The organism is Veillonella parvula, assembly GCF_024461875.1.
Classification (GTDB): Bacteria; Bacillota; Negativicutes; order Veillonellales; family Veillonellaceae; genus Veillonella; species Veillonella parvula_I.
Map to the genome: position 1 here is coordinate 1 of NZ_JANGAL010000082.1, position 249 is coordinate 249.

Consider the following 249-nt stretch of genomic DNA (forward strand, 5'->3'; position numbering starts at 1 on the left):
CGCCGAAAGCAAAGCTTGTTGTCGGAAAAGTACTTGATAAAGACGGAAACGGGGATGTTTCTCATGTGATGAAAGGGATTGAGTGGATTTTAAAGGAAAGAAAGAAGTATGGGATCCGAATTGTGAATATTTCTGTCGGTACGAATCCCGGACTTGCAAAAAAACAAAAAGAACTGCTGCTTGATGCAGTGGAACTGCTCTGGGATACCGGTCTTACCGTTGTTGTCTCTGCCGGAAACTACGGACCGG

The 249-nt window shown here is 45.0% G+C and carries 1 protein-coding gene; it reads left to right on the plus strand.

Annotation, left to right across the window (positions count from 1 at the left end):
- Window positions 1-249: S8 family serine peptidase (locus NE668_RS09950; RefSeq protein ID WP_256196846.1), on the plus strand; the 249-nt coding region annotated here is incomplete at both ends.